This window comes from Rhodococcus sp. ARP2 (genome assembly GCF_001029585.1).
Classification (GTDB): domain Bacteria; phylum Actinomycetota; class Actinomycetes; order Mycobacteriales; family Mycobacteriaceae; genus Rhodococcus_F; species Rhodococcus_F erythropolis.
The window spans coordinates 1-16,214 of record NZ_LEKE01000077.1; the positions used below are offsets into that span (position 1 = coordinate 1).

Below are 16,214 nucleotides of genomic sequence, written 5' to 3' on the forward strand. Positions count from 1 at the left end.
ATATTCGGCGAGCGATCCCAACCGTGGATGGTCGTAGAGCTGTGCGACGGTCACTTCGGGGAACCGCTCGCGCAGGGCGGTCACCAACTGAGCAGCAGAGAGGGATCCGCCGCCCACTTCGAAGAAGTCGTCGTCGAGTCCAGTGATCTGGGCTCCCAGGATCGATCCCCACAGGCCGGCAACCCAGGCAGCGGTGCCGTCGAGGCCCAACGCGGCCCCGGCATCTTCACCGGCGCCGGGCAACGGCCACGGCAGCGCATTGCGGTCGACCTTGCCTGACGTACGCGTCGGAAGTTCGTCCATCAACGCCAGACGCGGCACGAGGGCTGCTGGTAGCTGCTCGCTGAGCAGTGCATGAGCGGCCTTGAGATCGAAGTCGGGATCCGTGCTGGCGATGTACCCGACGAGGAGCTGGTTGCCGGCTGCCGTCTTCTTCACGGCTGCGGCAGCGCCGCTCACACCCGGCAGATTCTGCAAGGCGTTGTCGACCTCACCGAGTTCGATGCGCCTGCCGCCGAGCTTGACCTGATCGTCCGCGCGGCCCTGGAACATCAGGCCGGTGGTCTCGAGCCGGACCAGGTCGCCGCTTCGGTAGGCGCGTTCCCACCCGAGCGAGGGCATCGACGCGTACTTCTCGGCGTCCTTCGCGGGGTCGAGGTAACGGGCGAGGCCGACGCCGCCGATCACCAGCTCGCCCACCTCGCCGACCGCGACGGGATTGCTCTGGGCGTCGACGACGGCAAGGTCCCAGCCGTCGAGGGGGAGGCCGATGCTGACGGGGCTCTTGCCGTCCATCAGTGCGCCGCAGGCGACGACGGTTGCCTCGGTGGGGCCGTAAGTGTTCCAGACCTCGCGGCCCTCGACGGCCAGGCGTTCGGCCAGTTCGGGTGGGCAGGCTTCGCCGCCGAAGATCAGGAGTCGAACGGCTTCGAGGGCCTCGGCCGGCCACAGAGACGCAAGCGTCGGCACAGTGGAGACGATGCTGACGTCACGCGAGACCAGCCACGGGCCGAGGTCCATGCCGCTGCGAACCAGCGAACGAGGAGCCGGGACGAGGCAGGCGCCGTGGCGCCACGCGAGCCACATCTCCTCGCAGGACGCGTCGAATGCCACGGAGAGTCCCGCGAGGACGCGGTCACCAGGCCCGATGGGCTCGTCCTGGAGGAACATGCGCGCCTCGGCGTCGACGAAGGCTGCGGCATTGAGGTGAGTGACCGCGACGCCCTTGGGGGTGCCCGTGGATCCTGAGGTGAAGATGATCCAGGCGTCGTCCTCGGGTTCGGGTTCGCGAACCGGTGGATGTTCGAGCCGCTTCGGCGCCGTCCCCGGCTGGATTCCGTCGCCGGTGATGATCGCCGCTACCTGCGCCTCGCCGAACACCAACTCGGCGCGCTCTTCCGGATCGTCGGCGTCGACGGGAACGTAGGCGGCGCCCGCCGCGAGGATCGACAGGATCGCCACGTACAGCGAACGCGAACCTGACGGCATCCTGATTCCGACGCGGTCACCTGCGCCGACGCCGGCATCACCGAGCCAGCGCGCACCGAGCGCGATCTCGTCGAGCAACTCCGAGTACGACAGTGTGGTGTCGCCGTCGTCGATGGCAGGTGCTTCCGGGTTGGCCTCGGCTGAGGCCCGCACGATGTCGATGAGCGTGCGCGGCGCAGGTGCATGCGCCGACCGTAGGAATACGGACGGAATCCCGAAAGATTGTTCCGTCTCCGACTGCGACTGGAGTGGCAAACCCGTTGGTCCTGTTCTACTCACGAAACTTAGAGTCCTGCGAACTGTCGAGTTGAAAGTCTCATGACAAGTTTGCGAGTTGGTGAACAGATATGCCTAATGCAACATGCCGAACGTGCCGGTCAGTCCGTACTGGCAGCTTGCGCGTGGCCTTCTGCCGAGTCGGCGAACTCGGGTGTGTCGAACACCTCTCCGCCCAGCGGATCGACGACCTTCGATTCCTCGGAGAAGTCGACGGCGCCGGTATCCGGGTCGATGTTGACCGCATGGGCGGGAACTTCGTGGACCGCGACGAGCATGTGGGCGTCGGAGGGATCCGTCATGATTCCGCTTTGTGACGGGGTGAGCCCGGCGAAGGTCGACGAGATCTTCAGATCGCGGAGCCGCTTTTCGGTGGGTTGCGGAACGTCGGTCGATGCCGAGGCATTTGTAGAAACCCGCAGGTAGCGTGGTGCCGACGCGACCTCGTATCGGAACGCCTTCAGCATCGACAGACATGCCAGCACCATGATGACCGAGAACGGTACCGCCGTGGCGATGGCAACGGTTTGCAGCGCCGTGAGCGATCCACTGCCACCCACGATGAGGAGAACTGCGGCCGCGGCACCGGAGAGGAACGTCCAGTAGACACGCGTGATCTTGGAGGTCTCCAAGCTGCCACCGGTCGCGAGGATGTCGATGACGATCGAGCCGGAGTCCGCGGACGTGACGAAGAAGAACACGATCACGACGATCGCGAGAACACTCGAAATCGTTCCGAGCGGAAGTCCGTCGAGAAGCGTGAACAGCGACGTGTTGGTGTCCACTGCGCCGGATGCGTCGAGCATCGTGCCCTCGTTGCGCTGACGCAGAATGCCGGAGTTACCGAAGATCGTGAACCACAACGAACCAACCAGCGTCGGGGCCAGCAGCACACCGAAGACGAATTCGCGGATGGTGCGGCCGCGTGAGATGCGCGCGATGAACATGCCGACGAACGGTGCCCAGCTCATCCACCAACCCCAGTAGAAGATGGTCCATGCGCCCTGCCAGCCGTCTTCGGCGAAAGGGGACGTGCGCAGCATCAGTTCGGGCAAGGCCTGGACGTATCCGCCGAGGTTCTGCACCCACGACTGCATGAGGAACAGCGTCGGTCCCAGAATCAGGACGAACAGTGCCAGCGCGGCAGCGAGCATCATGTTGATGTTGGAGAGCCACTTGAGGCCCTTCGTGACACCGGAGACGACCGAGAAGGTCGCCATGCCCGTCACGATGACGATGATGGTGATGACCAACCAGTTGTCGGTCTCCACCCAGCCGAGGTAGTCGAGGCCGGCCGAGATCTGCTGGACACCGAAGCCCAGCGACGTCGCGACACCGAACAGCGTGCCGACGATGGCGACGACGTCAATGGCGTGGCCGATCTTTCCTTCGATGCGAGCCCGTCCGAGGAGCGGCTCGAGCAGCCAACGGATCGACAGCGGGCGACCCTTTCGGTAGGTCATGTACGCCAGACCAAGGCCGACGACGACGTAGATCGCCCATGCATGCAAGCCCCAGTGGAACAGCGTCAGTTCCATGGCTTGATTGGCTGCGGCGTCCGTGGATCCGGCGATCTGCCCGGCGACGGGTGGGGTCACGTAGTGCGAAAGTGGTTCGGCTACTCCGTAGAACACGAGCCCGATGCCCATGCCGGCGCTGAAGAGCATCGCGAACCACGAGAGCATCCCGAACTCGGGCTGCTCGTCGTCACGTCCCAATCGGATGTTGCCGATGCGGCTGATTCCGCAGTACAGCGCGAAGATCACGAAACCGGTGGCCGAGAGGATGTACCACCAGCCGACGCCGTCGCTGATCACGTTGTTGAGTGTTTCGAAAGCATCCGCGGCGGTTCCCGCGTAGATCACGGCAAAGGCGATCAGGGCAAAGATCACTATCGACGCGGGGATGAACACGGGTTTCCGTAGTTCACGCCACGCAGTTTTGACCGCAGTCATTCCACTCCTCGAACGTTCAGGCATTCACAGCGCCCATCAGGGCGGCCACGTGTCACGCGTAGGTGGGCGTTTCGCTCACACCATCGCAGGTCAAGACCGGGCTATTGCTTTGAAATTCAACGTAACGTCAAGTTTCGGTCAACTCAACTGGACGAAAGATGCTGCACTGTCGTGAAAGTTCTCACTGGATGCCGTAGTTCCGGTTGTAAATCGTTGGGTAATAGTGGCATTGGGCCATGAGTGGAATGCTGAACGGCGAATTCGATTGGTACGGTGAGTTGAATCGGTCGAGTCGACGCTCACCGATTGACCACATTTGTCAAACTCGGCGAAACAGCCTGTCTGTCAGGTGGTTAACTCCTGGCGTGCTTGCCCGATCGTGGCGGTCAGGTGTCGATACCTAACTGTGATTGTGATGGTCGCAACTATCAGTGATGCGGGCCCTGTTCGCCCCGCTGAGCGTCGATCAGATCCATCGCATCCTTCAGACCCAAGCCCGGATGCAGTTCGCGTAGTGCCTTGATTGCCGGAATACGGTCGTCAGTCGACGCGAGTGCACTACGGACGTCGTCGGCAGGGATTTCGGTGGGGGCAGTTGTCCCTTCCCACCACACCGACTGAGGTTTGTTCCTGTTTCGCCAGGCTTGGACTGCGTAGTAAGCAGACCCGGCCGTCGCGAAAAGCCAGATTGCGAGGAATGTCCAATTCCAAGCTGTGGGTTCTGTGATGACCTTGTCGATGGTGCTTGGGCCGAAGAAAACGAGTAGCCAAACCAGCACGATCGTCTGCCACCATCGCTCGACGCGCCTGCTCGGATTCCACCACTCTGCCATCGACCGATACTCGCACAGGGCTGCTGTTTCGGTGCGACGATGGAGATCATGGAGATTCGTGATGCGGTGGAGCGATTTCGAGGGGAATCAGGGACCTCGACGATCTTCGGAGAACCTCACCAGACCAGCGACGGATCGACGATCATCACGGTTTCGCGTCTACACCGGCGGTGGCGGGGCGACCCGATACCGGTGCCAGTGGGAGTGTTCTCGATCCACGAGGGTGAGCCGTCGTGGTCACCGGCCGTCGATCACACCAGGGCGGCTTTGATGGGGGAGTTCATCGGGTTGGCGGCCGCGGTGATCGCAACCCTGGCCGTTCTACGTCGACCGCCCTGGCCTGATGTGACGATTCGGAAGGGGTGACTCAATAGGGGCGACTCAGAAGGGGTGACCCAGAATTACGCCGATCAACTGGAACGGCATCGCGAGGAACATCGATCCGACGTAGAGCGGATAGCGAATCGGGTCGCCGGCGAGGTAACCCTCGGCGAGCCAGGCCATGACATCTGCTGATCCCATATTCGTTACTTCCCTTCGCGGTTGTGGTTCACCGACATTTTCGGTCGTGGGAGTTGTTTTGTTACAAGCGAACTCGAAGGAGGAGTGCATGTGACGGCAGTTTCGACGCAGCAAACTCAGTCAAGTGAGATCCCTGGGGGCGGCAGTCTCTACCGGCTTAGTCTGGATACTTAGCACCGTGGCGTAGTGAAATCTGTGCATTCTGCACATGTCGGGACAATTCGGTGAGCCTTACAGTCGCTAAATGACAACGACACCTTCTCCTCTCTCAGGCAAGACCGTCGTACTGATCGGCGGCGGAACAGGCATCGGGCTGCGGGTGGCGCAGCTTGCCGTCGACGCCGGCGCGCAGGTAGTTCTCGGTGGCCGAACCGCATCCAAGCTGGAAGCAGCGGCCACGCAGCTGGGTGCGGCGGCGCACTGGTTCACCGTCGACACCTCCGACGACGACTCGGTGAAAGCGTTCTTCACCAACATCCCCAGCGTCGACGCTCTCTTCACCACGGCTGCCGATTACCAGGTCGGCTCGTTCCGTGAACAGAGCGTCGAGGAAGCGGCGTCGCCGTTCACCTCCAAGTTCTGGGGGCAGTACCGCGTCGTGCACGCTGCGCTCGACAGGCTGACACCCACCGCATCGGTGGTCCTCATGTCCGGTGCTGCCAGTGTGCGGCCACCCGCGGCTGCCGCGGCCTACGTTGCGGCCAATGCGGCAATCGAGGGACTCGGGCGGGGGCTGGCGGTCGAACTGTCGCCGATTCGCGTCAACACCGTTGCTCCCGGAACCATCGACGGGCATCTGTGGGCTCAGCGCCCGGCGGAGGTTCGGGAGGCGGCGTTCACCTGGAGTGCGGAGAACAACGTGCTCGGCCGTGTCGGGAACGAAGACGAGATTGCACAAGCGGTGTTCTATCTCTTCACCAACACGTACACAACGGGTTCCACGCTGTACCCCGACGGCGGGTACGCGTTGCGCTAGACCCGTGCCATTTGACGACTGAGTGAAATGACGACTGAGTGAAAGACGACTGTGCGAAATGCATTGTCGTAACACGAAGAAACGCCAATTCGCCCATAGGCGTGACCCCGGCCACATTCGTACCGTCTTCTCCGAGAACACTTCCCAACTATTCGAGGAGTCCGTCATGAAAAACACATCAACGACCGCCGCCGGCGGTGAAGTGTCCGACGGTGACGACTACGCGCTCACCCGCGTTCCCGACGAAGCACGGTATTCGTGGTTCTCGGTGGCAGTACAGCGATTTGGTCAGGTATCGGCACTCGCACAGTTCCTGCTCGGTGCGACGCTCGGCTACGGCATGACGTTCTGGAATGCCTTCTGGGCATTGACAGTCGGGGCGGTGATTCTCGAGGTTGTCTGTATTTTCATCGGCATCATCGGGGTTCGTGAAGGGCTCAACACGTCGGTGGTCGCACGCTGGTGTGGATTCGGGCACGCTGGTTCCGCGGTGATCGGCCTGGTGATCGGAGTCAGCCTGATCGGTTGGTTCGGCATCCAATCTGCTGTCTCTGCATCAGGTTTGCACGGAATCATGCCGTTTCTGCCGCAGTGGGCGTGGGCCCTGGTCTTCGGCCTTCTGATCACCGCGATAGTCCTTCGCGGATTCGGCTCGATGCAGCTGATCGCAAACATCACCGTTCCCCTGTTCCTGCTTCTGGTGGGTTGGGCCGTCATCGCCGAACTGCGCAATCACTCGCTGTCAGATCTGATGGCATCTGCTCCAGCCGGACCGGAGCTCAGCTTCCTCGCCGGAACCACCATCGTCGCAGGCGGTTTCATTGCCGGAGCAGTGATCACACCCGACATGACGCGATTCAACCGCACGGCGGGTGACGTCGTGAAGCAGACACTCGTCGGAATCACATTGGGCGAATACGTGATCGGATTGACCGGTGTACTTCTTGCGCATGCCGTTCGCAGTTCCGACATCGCCACGATCATCCTGTCGTCGGTCGGCTGGGTCGGCGTTCTCATCATTGTTCTCGGAACTTTCAAGATCAACGACTGGAACCTGTACAGCTCGGGGCTCGGCATCGTGAACTTCATCGACGTCGTGTTCGGGCGACGCATCAATCGCGCCGTCGTCACAGCTGTGGTCGGCGTGACCGGTTCGATCCTCGCGGCTGCCGGAATCCTGAACTCGTTCACCGACTTCCTGATCCTGTTAGGCGTCGGATTCCCGCCGATCGCCGGAATCATGGTGGCGGAGTACTTCATCGTCAGGACCTGGCGCAAGGACCTGGAGGAGAGTCGAGCCGCGGGTACCCTCCCGAACTCGGCGCCCACTTGGGTACCGGCCACGTTGGTGATCTGGATCGTCTCGGCGCTGATCGGGCATTACAGCACCTTCGGTTTGCCGTCCATCAACGCGGTGGCCTCGGCATTCGTTCTCTACGTCGTCGCGGGTCGACTCGGCCTGATTCGCGGGGTCGGACGCACCACAACCGAAGCGCCGCAAGAGCCTTCGGGAACATCTGCGCTCACGCACTAGCACTGCAAACACTGTAGAAGGGAGTTCGCGATGCGAATCGGAATCGACGTCGGTGGTACAAACACCGATGCGGTCCTGATGGACGGGACCACCGTCATCGGGCATGTCAAACACTCGACCAGCAAGGACATCACCGGCGGAATCGGCGGAGCTCTGACGGCGCTGCAGCAGCAGTACTCGTTCTCTCCCAGCGCTGTTCAAGCAGTGATGATCGGCACGACGCACTTTCTCAACGCTCTCATCGAGCAGCGAGGACTTGCACCAACAGCGGCTCTGCGATTGGGGCTTCCGACGACCGCAGCGCTTCCGCCGATGGTGGGGTGGCCGCGAGACCTGGTCTCCGCTGTGCAAGGAAGGCACTACCTCGCTCACGGTGGGCACGAGTTCGACGGTCGTCGTATCTCACCGCTGGATCCCGACGAGATTCGTCGCCATGCCGCCGACATGGCTCGCAGCGGTACTCGTTCGGTCGCAATATCGTCGGTGTTCTCTCCGGTCAATCTCGAATGCGAAGCGGCGGCAGCGGAGATCGTGCGTCAGGAACTCGGTCCGGACGTCGCAATTTCGCTCTCTCACGAGATCGGTCGAGTGGGTCTACTCCAGCGGGAGAACGCGACCATCATCAACGCTGCGCTGCGCGAGCTTGCCGATCACATCGTCGACGGTCTTGCCAGTTCTTTGGTCGAGCACGGCATCGCCGCACCGCTGTATCTGAGCCAGAACGACGGAACCTTGATGGACATCGAGTACGCAAGGCGTTATCCGGTGGCGACTTTCGCGTCGGGACCGACCAACTCCATGCGAGGCGCCGCTGTTCTGTCCGGTCTGGCCAGCTGTGCGGTGATCGACATCGGGGGCACCACAACCGACGTGGGCGTACTGACCAACGGTTTCCCTAGAGAAGCCACCACGGAGGTGACGGTCGCGGGGGTACGGACCAATTTCCGTATGCCGGACGTCTTCTCGATCGGTATCGGTGGTGGTTCGCTGGTGGATGCGGACGGACTCACAGTCGGACCCGAATCTGTGGGATACGAATTGGGTTCACGGGCACTCGTATTCGGCGGTGACACGTTGACGGCCACCGACATAGCCGTCGCGGCAGGCTTGGCCGACGTCGGAGATCGCAGTGCGGTGGCACACCTCGACCGCGGTCTGGTGTCGACGGCACTCGACCGGATCTCGCGCCGGGTCGCCGACGCCGTGGAACAGATGCGGACCACGTCGGATCCACTTCCCGTTGTGGCGGTTGGCGGGGGATCGGTTTTGCTGGAGCACGAACTTCCCGGCCTGGGAACGGTGATTCGTCCTGAGCGCTTCGACGTTGCCAATGCGATCGGCGCTGCGATCGCGCAGGTCAGTGGTGAGGTAGATCGAGTCGAAGCGGTACGGGACGGGCGCAGGCAGATTCTTGCCGACGACGCTCGCCAGGAGGCGATCGATCGGGCAGTCGCAGCAGGCGCACGGCCCGAGTCGGTGCAGATCGTGGAGTTCGACGAGGTCCCGATTCCGTATCTGCCGGGCAACGCAACACGTATTCGAGTGAAGGCAGTCGGTGACTTGGCACTGCACAGTGGTCTGGTCTCCACCGGTCAGGAAGGCTCACGATGAGTTGGACACTACGAACGGCAGACCTCGACGACCTCGCCAGGGGCGCAGCTTTGTTGGGGACCGGCGGCGGGGGAGATCCGTTCGTCGGCAAGATGTTGGTCACGCAGGCGCTCGGGGAAGCCGGTGAAATCACGATTCTGGATCCGGCGGAGCTCGACGACGACGCGTGGGTGATCCCCGTCGCGCAGATGGGTGCACCGACCGTCGTGGTCGAGAAGATGCCGCGCGGAACCGAACCCGAGCTGGCGCTGATCACATTGGAGAAGCACACGGGGCGAACTGCAGATGCCACGATGCCGATGGAGTGCGGCGGGATCAATTCGATGATTCCGTTGCTGGTGGCAGCGCGGCGCGGACTGCCGGTTGTCGACGCCGACGGGATGGGACGAGCCTTTCCTCAGCTCGAGATGGAAACCTTCTCGGTGTACGGGATTTCGGCGAGTCCGCTCGCCATGGCGAACGAGCACGACGAGGTGGCGATCTTCGACACCGGCAGCGACAACAGCAGATTGGAGGGCCTCGCTCGCGGGGTGACGTCGAGGTTCGGTGGGATGGCGCATATCGCGCAGTACTCGATGACGGGTGCAGATGTGAAGCGGACGGCGATCCCACGGACTCTGTCGTTGGCCTTGGCCATCGGTCGGTCCATCAGGCTTTCACGTGAGCAGCGGGTGGACCCGGTTCAGGCGCTGGTGGACGGTCTCTCCGACACGCTTTACGGATACGGGCGAGTTCTCTTTCACGGCAAGGTGATCGATGTCGACCGGCGAACCGATGAGGGGTTCGCTCGAGGTTCGGTGCGGATCGCCGGCGTCGGAGACGAAGAGCTGGAAGTTCAATTCCAGAACGAAAATCTGATCGCCGTGCAATCCGGAGTAATGGTGGCGATCGTGCCAGACCTTATCTGCATCGTCGAGGCCGACACTGCCGAGCCCATCACCACCGAGGGATTGCGGTACGGGCAGCGAGTTGCGGTCATCGGGATCGCGACTCCGCCGATCATGAGAACACCGGAGGCACTGGCGGTCTTCGGCCCGGCAAGCTTCGGACTCGATCGCCCGTTCCTGCCGGTGGAGACACTCGAGCAACCTGTACTGGCAGAATAGCGAGCCGTGAGCAGGCTGCACGCGGTCCGGGAGGCCGACCTCGACGCGATCGCAGCGGGGGCGGTGGTCTTGGGCTGCGGTGGGGGCGGCGATCCACGCCTGTTCGTGGAAATGCTGCGTCCACTGATGACGTCAACGTCGGTAGAAGTCATCGCGCCGGACCAGTTGCCGTCCGGGGCGATGATCATGCCGGTGGGAATCGTCGGATCGGCCCTGGCTTTGGAAGAGCAACTGCCCTCCGGGCATGAGTTTGCCGACACTGCAGCAGCTTTGACGCGGTGGACTGGTAAACGTCCGACCGCGGTGATGACTTTCGAAGGCGGTGGACTCAACGCTCTCTCCGGCATTGCGGCGGCGTTGGCGTTGGGGATTCCCGTGGTCGACGCGGACCTGCTCGGTCGAGCGATGCCTCGGCTCGATCACTTCTCTCTCGCCGCAGCCGGGTTGGAATTGTGCCCGGTCACTCTCGCCCAGCCCGGCGGCCTCATTACCGTCGTCGACGGAGTGGATGTGCTGGGCGCCGAGGTAGCAGTGCGGTCGTTGATCGGGAGAACCAGCGGTTGGGGCGCTCTGGCGATCGCGTCGATCGATGCGCGGACTGTGCAGGAGGCGTGCATTCCGGGAACTCTGTCCCGAGCATATGAACTGGGTCAGCACGTCGGGACCCTCGGCAGTTGGCGGGAGATCGCCGAAAGCTCCGGGGGGCGAGTAATGGGGACAGGCCGGGTGCGTGCGGTGCGTCGTAGTCGCCCGAACGCCGGCGATCGTCGGGGCAACGTGATTCTCGAACACGATTCTGCGGTGATACGAGTCGAATTCGAAAGTGAGTTCCTGACCGTCGCGTCGGACGGCGAGATGATTGCGACATGTCCGGACATCGTGACGTTGCTCGACGTCCGGACCGGTGCCTTCGTCTCGTGCGAATCAGTGCACCAGGGGCAGGACGTGGCCGTGTTGGTTCTGCCCGGCCCTCAGTGGTGGGCGGAAGATGTGAGCAGGTTGAAAGTTGTCGGCCCGCGGGCCTTCGGGATCGACCACGACGCAGTGCTGATGGAGGCGCAATGAGCGCGAGTGTGTCGGCGTTGCTGAACAACCCGATTTTTGTCGGGTTGTATCGACTTGCCGGCGAAGGTGATCCCGTCGTGACGACAGTGGGAGCGCTCACCGGGGAATCGGCACAGTCAGCCGAGGCCGTGTCGGGTGCGGCGGGTGCAGGATCAGTTCTGGTGATTCTCGATCGAATCGACGTCGGGGAGTGGAGATTCGACGCTCTCCTTCGACGCACGGCGGCGACCGGCTGCCGGGTGCTCGCGGTACACAGCACTGCGGCGGAGGATGCGAATCTCTCGTTGCTTGCCGATCGCCTCGGACTGGTGGTGCTCGGAGTATCCGACCCGTGGCAGTTCAGCGTGGATCTTCGTGATCTTCTCTCGAATTCGCGGGCGGTGATGGCCGACGCGGTACTGCGGGCGACACACGCGGGCCAGCGGGCCGGCGGAAGCGTCGAGAATCTTCTGTCGGTGCTGCTGAACACATTTCAGCGTTCGTTCATCCTCCTGGACGCGTCCGGACGCCCGCTGACCGGCGCCGATTTGTTGTCCGACGCTGATCGAGCAGCCGCCGGTATGTTGTCGGGCCGCGGGGCGCCCACCACTGTTGAATTGGACTCCGGCGGGGTCCTGATTGCGTGCCCGGTGATGTCCGGCGCAGCCCGAGAGCCCTGGCTGGCGGTGCTGCTCCCGGTGCGTCAAAGCGTCGAAGAGGCTTCTCTCTCAGTGGTTCTCGACGTGGCCTCGTTGGCTGCCGGGCACCGACTGGCCGTTGCACGCATGGTCGACGAGCGTGAAGCGCGCCGGCGTAGCGCGCTACTCGGTGAACTGATCGACACGTCAGCAGACGCCACACCCGGACTGCTCCGGCGCGCACTCGACGCGGGTTGGGCACTGGACGGATGGCATATCGGCATCAAAGTCCTGGCGGTCGGTGAGGTCGACCTGGTGGCCAGGCGCAGTGAGGTCTCAGACGCCCTCGCCGCCGAGGGAATCGACGCCAATGTCGTGGAACAGGCTGACGGCTGGGCAGCGTGGACCACTCTGCCGGGCGAGCCGCGACCGGAGTCGATCACCAGGATCGCCGAGAGCATCCGTGCAGCTCAGGCGAGGTTGGAACCCACGATGGAGACCTGGGTCGGTGTGGGACGCGCACACGACGGTCCGGCTGGAATCGGTGCGTCCCTGTCTGAGGCCGGGGATGCCGCTCGGCTCGCGGGTTCGAGGTCGCAGACAGGCCGCTTCCTGCACGTGGACCGCCTGGGTCTGGCGCAGTTGCTGCTGGCGTGGACGCGAACCGACACGTTTCAGCCCGCAGCCGCGGCACTGCTCGCGCCGCTACGAGATTCGAATGGAGAGTTGCTCGAGACTCTGTCGACGTACCTCGACGAAGAATCGTCTCTGGCTCACACCGCAACCCGAATGGGCTTGCACCGCAACACCGTATCGAGTCGGATCGATAGAATTCAGCGCCTTCTCTCGGTGGATCTCGCAGATCCGGAAACGAGACTCGCGCTCCACCTTGCTTGCCGGACCATCGCGCCCTGACGGAGATCTTCGCGGCTTCGTCTTGACAAGCAAGGGAGGTTCCTGCCATCCTCGTTGCCAGGTCACGAGTACCAGTGTTCAGCCCCGGCTTGCTGGTCGGCAACCCTCCTCCGCGGTGGGGTGCTCCGGGTGACGACCCGGCTGCGTTCGAAAACGAATGCGGCAAGCGCGGACTCTTCCGGGGCCATCACCCGACGAACGAGTCCTTGAACGTGAGGATTGTCTTCGATGACTGCTGTATTGAGTGCCGACACCTGCCGCACCACCGCGATTGCCAAGGTTTCGGGTGCTGACCTGCAGGTTCGATTGGTTCAGGGCGGCGAATGCTCCTACGCCAACTTCGACTACGCCGCGAGTGCGCCGGCATTGGCCCAGGTCACCGACCGTATCGCCGAGTTGCTGCCGACATACGCCAGCGTCCACCGCGGTGCCGGCTACGCGTCTCGGATCTCCACGCTCACCTACGAGAACGCTCGTGAATCCGTTGCTCGTTTCGTGAACTGTGCCGACGATCAGGTTGTCGTCTTCACCCGGAACACCACCGATTCGCTGAACCTGCTTGCGCAGTGCGTCCCCGGCAGCACCGTCGTCCTCGATGTCGAGCATCACGCAAACCTGTTGCCGTGGAACGACGCTCGTATCGTCACCGCTGCAGACACCATCGAAGAGACGATCGAGCGTCTGATCGGTGAACTGTGCACCAAGCCTGCAGCGCTGCTCGCAATCACCGGTGCCTCCAACGTGACCGGCGAGATCCTGCCGATTGCACGCTTGGCTGACATCGCTCATCGTTGCGGCGCACGTATCCTCGTCGACGCAGCTCAGTTGGCTCCTCACCGTCGCATCGACCTGCAGGAATGCGGGGTCGACTACATCGCTTTCTCCGGTCACAAGCTCTATGCGCCCTTCGGCGCGGGTGTTCTGGTCGGACGCCGTGACTGGCTCGACGAGGCTCAGCCGTACCTCGCCGGCGGCGGCGCCGTGCGTGAGGTGACCATCGAGTCCACGGAGTGGGCCTGCGCGCCTGCCCGCCACGAGGCAGGTTCCCCCAACGTTCTCGGTGCGGCAGCCATCGCGACCGCATGCGAAACCCTGCACGCGCTGGACTTCGACGTCATCGCCGAGCACGAGAAGGCACTCACCGCCCAGCTCACCGACGGATTGTCCGCCATCGAGGGCGTCTCGCTCGTGCGACTGTGGAATGACGCACCGGACGCCGTCGGAATCGTCACCTTCACCGTCGACGGATTCGAAGCGGGCGAAATCGCCGCATTCCTCTCCGCCGAGCACGGCATCGGAGTTCGCGACGGTCGCTTCTGCGCACACCCGGTTCTCGCACGCCTCGGCCTCTCCGGCGGTGCAGTTCGCGCCAGCCTCGGCCTCGGTAGCAGCTCGGACGACGTGACGCGGTTGGTAGACGCCGTGAACATCCTGGTTTCGAATCAGCGTGATTGGAACTACGCCAAGACTGCCGGTGCGTGGAACCCCGTGCCCGAGACCCGCCCCTTCCTCGGAGCCGCAGACGACAACGCCGGCGCAGCCGAGTGCGTCTGAGCTGAGCTCGGTCCCCGAAAACTCGAACGGACAACTAGCATGGCAGCCATGGCACCAGCGGATTTCCCCGCCACCCCTTCGAGAGTGAGCATCACTCTCGGTCAGTGGTGCCGTCGCCATGTCGATCTGTGCCGCACCTCGTCAGGAATGTGTTCGAGCTGACGATTCGTCTCGCTCATCCCATACTTTTCTGATTTTCGGAGGTCTCACATGTCTTCACGCGCTTCGCATTCTCTGCACGTAGCGGTCGAGTTGACCGGATCCGGTCACCATCCGGCAGCTGAGGGCGCACCCGGCAACCTGCCCATCATCGGCGGCGACTACTGGGTGGACCTCACCGAGGGCGAAAAGGCTCTCGATTTAGCCTCATTCCCTACCAATGTGGTTCGGATTCGCGCTGCGGACCTGCGTGAGGCACAGCTCGAACGTGCACGGATACGCGCTGCTGTCGCCGAAGAAGGACGCGATCCCGACAGTGTCGCAGTACTGGTCGATCTCGAGATTCTGATCGCGCCGGAGGCTCGCTCCGCCCGTAAAGAGCTTGCACAGTTGGACAGCGCGTTGACGGCGCCGCGGGTTCCCGTTTCGCTTCACTACGTCGGAACGCCTTCCGGTCTCGGCAGTTTGATCGCCGATATCCGAGCTGCCGAGGTCGCCGACGGCGTTACGTTGCTGCCTCTCGCATTGCCTCGCGCGCTCGAGCATCTGGTGGACAGCACCATTCCGTGGCTTCAGGATCGCGGACTTGTCACACCGTCCACCGCAGTCGACGAGGTTCTCGGGCGTTTCGGACTGCCGCCCCGTCAGCGCACGCTTGCGTCCTGATCGTCACCGATTGCATCTGCGTACAGGTGGAACAGCGACGGTAATTCGTCGGCACCGTCCACCTGTGCCAGAAGCGTCCAGCATTGCGCAGTGATCGACCGAGCCCTCGTGCCGATCCAGTTGGTGGGCAGTAGTTCCGGCGGCAACAGCGGATCCGGTTCCATGGCTCGCGTGAATTCCGCCGCGAGCTCGATGGTCATCGTGACAGCATCGGTACCGGAACCGTTCTGCAGTTTGTGCAGGCGTGCGGTCGCTACGTCGAGCAGCCGTTCGTATCCGTCAGCGATCTGGTCCAGTGGCCACAACTGCGCGGCAATCTTCACGGGGTCTACGAGCATGCCCACTTTCAGATCTCGAGTGGTGAGAGAAGACAGGTGCTGTTCGACGTCGAGTTCGGCGGCCGCATCGCGAATATACGGTTCCCAGGCGTGCGGCGAGACGTACAGACCGCCCTGGACGAGCGCGCCGCCGAGGTAAACGACCTTGGTGCGCAGCGCATCTCGCGCTTTCCGCGATGACTCCGGAATTGCGAACCCGGCCAGGTGCCAATACCCGTCCCACGGCGTCACAGTGTCGCGGTCTTGTTGATAGGCCAGCCGAACGAATTCGACGTCGGGTTCCATCTCGCGCACGGCTTTCGGCGTTGCTCGTAGCGTGGCCTGCCGCCCGCGACCTTCCTGAGTGAACTTCCCCTCGGTGACCAACCGCTTGATACACAGCCGAACCTGTTGATCAGTTTTGTCGAGGGCGTCGGCGGTGGCATAAAGGGTGCGTCCGTCGACAGTTCCGTCCGTGCGCAGTAGTCCCTCGATCAAGATCCTCGTGGGTACATCGACGTCCATGTCGGTCATCGCCATGTCCTTTCCTCGCTTCTCGACATCTTCGCCCACAACTGTACTATCGAATGCAATACGATCGTTTCAAATTCGTACGTTAG

14 protein-coding genes and 1 riboswitch are annotated in these 16,214 nt (G+C 62.8%); of the genes, 9 read left to right on the forward strand and 5 right to left on the reverse strand.

Features of this window, described 5'->3' with window-relative positions; translation table 11 throughout:
• From ABX74_RS20530 to ABX74_RS20540, 3 genes are all read right to left on the reverse strand, one after another.
• Positions 1-1,743 (reverse strand): non-ribosomal peptide synthetase (locus ABX74_RS20530; RefSeq protein WP_047889580.1); only part of this gene is annotated, 1,743 nt, incomplete at its 3' end.
• Positions 1,744-1,865: 122 nt separating this feature from the next.
• Positions 1,866-3,719 carry a BCCT family transporter gene (locus ABX74_RS20535; RefSeq protein ID WP_007727149.1) on the reverse strand — a complete coding sequence of 618 codons (1,854 nt, stop codon included), beginning with the start codon at positions 3,717-3,719 and terminating at the stop codon, positions 1,866-1,868.
• Positions 3,720-4,147: 428 nt separating this feature from the next.
• Positions 4,148-4,552, reverse strand: a complete 405-nt coding sequence (locus tag ABX74_RS20540; RefSeq protein ID WP_047889581.1) for a hypothetical protein — start codon at positions 4,550-4,552, stop codon at positions 4,148-4,150.
• Between the two features lie 39 nt (positions 4,553-4,591).
• Here ABX74_RS20540 and ABX74_RS20545 point away from each other — a divergent pair, with 39 nt between their 5' ends.
• Entirely contained in the window at positions 4,592-4,918 is a 327-nt protein-coding gene (locus ABX74_RS20545; RefSeq protein WP_030245220.1) for a hypothetical protein, read from the forward strand.
• A gap of 15 nt (positions 4,919-4,933) precedes the next feature.
• Here ABX74_RS20545 and ABX74_RS30465 read toward each other — a convergent pair whose 3' ends face one another.
• Positions 4,934-5,074, reverse strand: coding sequence for a hypothetical protein (locus tag ABX74_RS30465; protein WP_003941170.1), 141 nt, complete (start codon positions 5,072-5,074; stop codon positions 4,934-4,936).
• Between the two features lie 244 nt (positions 5,075-5,318).
• Here ABX74_RS30465 and ABX74_RS20550 point away from each other — a divergent pair, with 244 nt between their 5' ends.
• The 8 genes from ABX74_RS20550 (at position 5,319) to ABX74_RS20585 (ending at position 15,277) form a co-directional block, all read left to right on the forward strand.
• Positions 5,319-6,050 (forward strand): SDR family oxidoreductase, encoded by a 732-nt coding sequence (locus ABX74_RS20550; protein WP_047889582.1) that lies wholly within the window; start codon positions 5,319-5,321, stop codon positions 6,048-6,050.
• A gap of 166 nt (positions 6,051-6,216) precedes the next feature.
• Positions 6,217-7,584, forward strand: a complete 1,368-nt coding sequence (locus ABX74_RS20555) for a purine-cytosine permease family protein (RefSeq protein WP_021333723.1) — start codon at positions 6,217-6,219, stop codon at positions 7,582-7,584.
• A gap of 30 nt (positions 7,585-7,614) precedes the next feature.
• Complete coding sequence (locus ABX74_RS20560; protein ID WP_047889583.1) at positions 7,615-9,195, forward strand: hydantoinase/oxoprolinase N-terminal domain-containing protein; 1,581 nt, start codon at positions 7,615-7,617, stop codon at positions 9,193-9,195.
• The gene (locus ABX74_RS20565) at positions 9,192-10,301 is read left to right on the forward strand and encodes a DUF917 domain-containing protein (RefSeq protein ID WP_047889584.1); all 1,110 of its coding nucleotides are present in this window, start codon (positions 9,192-9,194) and stop codon (positions 10,299-10,301) included. Before ABX74_RS20560 ends, ABX74_RS20565 begins: the two co-directional genes overlap by 4 nt.
• Positions 10,302-10,307: 6 nt before the next feature.
• Complete coding sequence (locus ABX74_RS20570; protein ID WP_020906014.1) at positions 10,308-11,366, forward strand: DUF917 domain-containing protein; 1,059 nt, start codon at positions 10,308-10,310, stop codon at positions 11,364-11,366.
• Positions 11,363-12,898: a PucR family transcriptional regulator gene (locus ABX74_RS20575; RefSeq protein ID WP_047889585.1), complete on the forward strand. Its 1,536-nt coding sequence runs from the start codon at positions 11,363-11,365 to the stop codon at positions 12,896-12,898. Before ABX74_RS20570 ends, ABX74_RS20575 begins: the two co-directional genes overlap by 4 nt.
• Before the next feature lie 60 nt (positions 12,899-12,958).
• Positions 12,959-13,073: riboswitch (SAM riboswitch) on the forward strand.
• 53 nt (positions 13,074-13,126) lie between these two features.
• Positions 13,127-14,452 (forward strand): aminotransferase class V-fold PLP-dependent enzyme, encoded by a 1,326-nt coding sequence (locus ABX74_RS20580; RefSeq protein WP_047889586.1) that lies wholly within the window; start codon positions 13,127-13,129, stop codon positions 14,450-14,452.
• 210 nt (positions 14,453-14,662) lie between these two features.
• Entirely contained in the window at positions 14,663-15,277 is a 615-nt protein-coding gene (locus ABX74_RS20585; RefSeq protein ID WP_047889587.1) for a hypothetical protein, read from the forward strand.
• On the opposite strand, the gene ABX74_RS20590 is transcribed toward ABX74_RS20585, so the two are convergent.
• A complete protein-coding gene (locus ABX74_RS20590; RefSeq protein ID WP_047889597.1) occupies positions 15,256-16,134 on the reverse strand; it encodes a DNA-binding transcriptional regulator in 879 nt (292 codons plus the stop codon). The genes ABX74_RS20585 and ABX74_RS20590 overlap by 22 nt on opposite strands.
• Positions 16,135-16,214 lie beyond the last annotated feature (80 nt).

What these genes read in the sequence shown, in the direction of transcription:
- ABX74_RS20580 (WP_047889586.1), top strand. Translation starts at nt 13,127, where the DNA reads ATGACTGCTGTATTGAGTGCCGACACCTGCCGCACCACCGCGATTGCC.
- ABX74_RS20540 (WP_047889581.1), bottom strand. Translation starts at nt 4,552, where the DNA reads ATGGCAGAGTGGTGGAATCCGAGCAGGCGCGTCGAGCGATGGTGGCAG.
- ABX74_RS20560 (WP_047889583.1), top strand. Translation starts at nt 7,615, where the DNA reads ATGCGAATCGGAATCGACGTCGGTGGTACAAACACCGATGCGGTCCTG.
- ABX74_RS20555 (WP_021333723.1), top strand. Translation starts at nt 6,217, where the DNA reads ATGAAAAACACATCAACGACCGCCGCCGGCGGTGAAGTGTCCGACGGT.
- ABX74_RS20535 (WP_007727149.1), bottom strand. Translation starts at nt 3,719, where the DNA reads ATGACTGCGGTCAAAACTGCGTGGCGTGAACTACGGAAACCCGTGTTC.
- ABX74_RS20565 (WP_047889584.1), top strand. Translation starts at nt 9,192, where the DNA reads ATGAGTTGGACACTACGAACGGCAGACCTCGACGACCTCGCCAGGGGC.
- ABX74_RS20585 (WP_047889587.1), top strand. Translation starts at nt 14,663, where the DNA reads ATGTCTTCACGCGCTTCGCATTCTCTGCACGTAGCGGTCGAGTTGACC.
- ABX74_RS20550 (WP_047889582.1), top strand. Translation starts at nt 5,319, where the DNA reads ATGACAACGACACCTTCTCCTCTCTCAGGCAAGACCGTCGTACTGATC.
- ABX74_RS30465 (WP_003941170.1), bottom strand. Translation starts at nt 5,074, where the DNA reads ATGGGATCAGCAGATGTCATGGCCTGGCTCGCCGAGGGTTACCTCGCC.
- ABX74_RS20575 (WP_047889585.1), top strand. Translation starts at nt 11,363, where the DNA reads ATGAGCGCGAGTGTGTCGGCGTTGCTGAACAACCCGATTTTTGTCGGG.
- ABX74_RS20545 (WP_030245220.1), top strand. Translation starts at nt 4,592, where the DNA reads ATGGAGATCATGGAGATTCGTGATGCGGTGGAGCGATTTCGAGGGGAA.
- ABX74_RS20590 (WP_047889597.1), bottom strand. Translation starts at nt 16,134, where the DNA reads ATGGCGATGACCGACATGGACGTCGATGTACCCACGAGGATCTTGATC.